The organism is Bacillota bacterium (genome assembly GCA_013314855.1).
GTDB lineage: Bacteria > Bacillota > Clostridia > Acetivibrionales > DUMC01 > Ch48.
In genome coordinates, this window is the sequence record JABUEW010000236.1 from 1 (window position 1) to 2,939 (window position 2,939).

At 37.4% G+C, this 2,939-nt stretch carries 6 protein-coding genes; all 6 read right to left on the reverse strand.

The annotated features are described in order from the left end of the window. Positions 1 to 281: 281 nt before the first annotated feature. Positions 282 to 764: a permease gene (locus HPY74_20635; GenBank protein NSW93014.1), complete on the reverse strand. Its 483-nt coding sequence runs from the start codon at positions 762 to 764 to the stop codon at positions 282 to 284. A gap of 53 nt (positions 765 to 817) precedes the next feature. Beyond that, the gene (locus HPY74_20640; GenBank protein NSW93015.1) at positions 818 to 1,303 is read right to left on the reverse strand and encodes a permease; all 486 of its coding nucleotides are present in this window, start codon (positions 1,301 to 1,303) and stop codon (positions 818 to 820) included. 24 nt (positions 1,304 to 1,327) lie between these two features. Beyond that, on the reverse strand, positions 1,328 to 1,534 hold the full coding sequence (locus tag HPY74_20645; protein NSW93016.1) for a hypothetical protein: 207 nt from the start codon (positions 1,532 to 1,534) through the stop codon (positions 1,328 to 1,330). Between the two features lie 22 nt (positions 1,535 to 1,556). Then, positions 1,557 to 2,222, reverse strand: a complete 666-nt coding sequence (locus HPY74_20650; protein NSW93017.1) for a cytochrome c biogenesis protein CcdA — start codon at positions 2,220 to 2,222, stop codon at positions 1,557 to 1,559. Next, positions 2,219 to 2,683 (reverse strand): hypothetical protein, encoded by a 465-nt coding sequence (locus HPY74_20655; GenBank protein NSW93018.1) that lies wholly within the window; start codon positions 2,681 to 2,683, stop codon positions 2,219 to 2,221. The genes HPY74_20650 and HPY74_20655 overlap by 4 nt, the downstream gene beginning before the upstream one ends. 108 nt (positions 2,684 to 2,791) lie before the next feature. Beyond that, a partial coding sequence (locus HPY74_20660; protein ID NSW93019.1) for a thioredoxin family protein occupies positions 2,792 to 2,939 on the reverse strand: 148 nt, incomplete at its 5' end.

The following is a 2,939-nucleotide window of genomic DNA, read 5'->3' on the forward strand; positions in this document are numbered from 1 at the left end:
TCCTATTGTCATTTTGAGGGCAGGTTTATAACCTGCCCTCCTGCCTTCCGGCGAGGATGGGGGTTAAGGGGGCAAAGCCCCCTTTATTTTCTCTTCATACCTTATTCATTTTTATATTAATGTGACAATTTTCTCACGATAATTAACTTATATTTTTCGCTTTCTTAGGTGACATTTTCAAAAAATATTGACACACTCGTTTGTGTCAATAACACATCATTCAATAATACATCAGTGTATTGTTATAAAGCCAATTGTCAAGAAAACCATCTTATCAGATTTTACATACTTTCAGCATTCTTATATATTTCTTCAATTTCATTTTTAGAGATTACTTTTGATAATATATATGCAATAATAATAATTCCTGGGATATCTATAAGAAGCCTTGTAACCGCAAACCTAACTCCAAGTGAAGACAATTCGAATAAAAACATTGGTATTTTGGTGGTAGACCATGCTCCAATAAATATAAGTATATTACTGAACTTTACACCCTTTTTCATAAACACTGCAGCCACAGGAAATGCACCATAAAGCGGCCCTGCAGCAGCCGAACCCAATAGTATGGCCAGAATGACTCCTTTTATCCCAGAGCCCTTCCCCATATATTTTACCATGATTTCCCTAGGAACCCATATATCCAGAAGACCCAATAATATAAACACAGGAGGTATAACCAATACCATTTCCTTTAAGCTGTAGCCGGTAATGTCTAATGCCTTAAAGCCAAGCTCCTTATTAACAAGAATTATACCTGCCATAACAATGGCTACAATGATAAAGAACCTGTACCTTTTAATATACTTAATATATTTCAACCTACACCAACCACCTTTCCAATAACAAATGCTACAACAAATGAAAAAAGGAATGCAAGAACATTTCTCAATATGGTAAGTTTCTTTCCGAAATACTTTATCTCAACTGACGCCGTAACCACTCCCACCATCATAAGAGAAGAGATGAATGCGCCGATTTGCATGTATCCTGCTCCGCTCTTAAGAAGCATTGCCGCAGTGGGAAATGCAACAAAGCCCGGAATAAGTGTAATTGCACCGATAATGGATGAAAGTATTACGCCAAGCCAGCCTGAGCTTTCACCTATAATTCCTGAAATTACTTCAGGGTTCAGTATGGCAAGCATGATACCAACAAGCATTATTACTCCCAGGAATTCGGGCAATATGTTTTCAAAAGCCTTCCACGCTTTTTTCAAGGCATTTATCGTCTTTTGCCTGTCCTTTATAAAAGATAAAACCAATAATAAGAATGCAACCAAGTATAGTATATAATTTCCCACGTATCCATCTCGCCTCCATTAAAACTATTCAGCCATTACTATGGCATTCCCGCAGCACTCTTCAGCACATGTTCCACAAACTTCGCATTTATTATAATCTATCTCTATTCTTCCTCCCAACGGTTCATTTTCGTCCTCTATATATTTAACTGCTTCATTTTTACATGCCCGAATCGCTTTGCATATCATAGCTTGCGCAGGACACTTCGCTTTAATAATAATTGGTTTCAAATCAAAACACCTCCATTTACCCTTATGCCTGCCAGATAAAATAAAACGCAAGTAGTATCAGTATAATCCCGGCTGCTTTCTCTACAGTTGTCCGGTATTTGCTCAGCTTTTCAAAATTTTTCAACGTTCCCGTAAATGTACCTACAATAATAAGCGGTATACTTCGACCCATTGCAAAGGTAAACATCATTACTGCTCCTAACAATGCACTTCCTCTGGTTGCAGAATAAGCAAGAACAGATGCTGTAATGGGCATGGTACATGGTGACGCAGAAATGCCGAAGGGTATTCCCAAAAGGAAAGCACTTATCAAACCACTGCCTTTTTTGATGTTCAGTTTATTCATCATACCCCCGCCTGAATTGAACTCAAATACTTTTAAAAGCCATAAGCCCATAATAATAAGGATGGCTGCCATAATGTAATTTAACAACCGGCTATTCATTAATAGCTTTCCTGCAATTCCGGCAAATACACCCAGTATGGAAAGCATAAAGGCAATTCCCAGTACAAAAGCCAGTGATATCATAAACCCCTTTTTCTTTGAATAATCCTGTCTGCCTGTGACATACGCCGAAACAAAAACTACGGTGGGAAGTGTGCACGGACTTAAACCGCTTAGGAATCCTGTAGAAAAAACAATAGACAGTGTGATAATAAGACTTGCTTCGGTACTTAAGCTCATCATTTCACCATCCCATCCATGAATTTTCTTACTTCTTTTTCATCAAAAGGTCCTTCCACAAGCTTTTGCGGCTTTCCATTTGCATCTCTGATTACAAATGAAGGTAGTATGGAAGCTCCGTTATCTTTTGCAATTTCCTCAAGCAGCTTCTGGTCATCTGTTGTTAAAACACCTATATTTATGAATAATCCTTCAAACTTGCCTTCATAATCCTTAATCAACTTTTTCACTTTGCTGTTGTACTCATCAAAAAACTGTTTTGTACCAGGGCAACAGTCCGCATCATAGGAAAATACTATAATAGACGGTTTGTTACAACTTTTAATGTATTCATACTGGGTTTTGAGGTCTGCATTTGAATCGGATATCTGCTTTGGGTCTCCTTTAAAAATTCCCTTTGCAAAAACCACAATAACTAACAAAACTGCTATCCCGACCAGAATACCCAAGTTTCTCTTATTCATTTACCATCCCCCTTCTTGATACTAAAACTATTCACTTTTCCTATAATATTTGTGCTTAAGTTGCAAATAGAGAAGCTAAGAAACTTCTCTATTAACTTGCAAATCTCCTTACATTTCATCCTTTATGAACTTTTTGATTTCTTCCGTGCCAGGAACTCTGCCAAAAGCCTTTACTTTGCCATTTACTACAAGTCCTGGAGTCATCATAATGTTGTACTCTGTGATTTTGTTTATTTCAGTTACTTTTTCAACATCG

Bases quoted from the DNA above. Each gene is read 5' to 3' on its own strand.
- HPY74_20655 (NSW93018.1), bottom strand. From the start codon at position 2,683: ATGAATAAGAGAAACTTGGGTATTCTGGTCGGGATAGCAGTTTTGTTA.
- HPY74_20635 (NSW93014.1), bottom strand. From the start codon at position 764: ATGGCAGGTATAATTCTTGTTAATAAGGAGCTTGGCTTTAAGGCATTA.
- HPY74_20650 (NSW93017.1), bottom strand. From the start codon at position 2,222: ATGATGAGCTTAAGTACCGAAGCAAGTCTTATTATCACACTGTCTATT.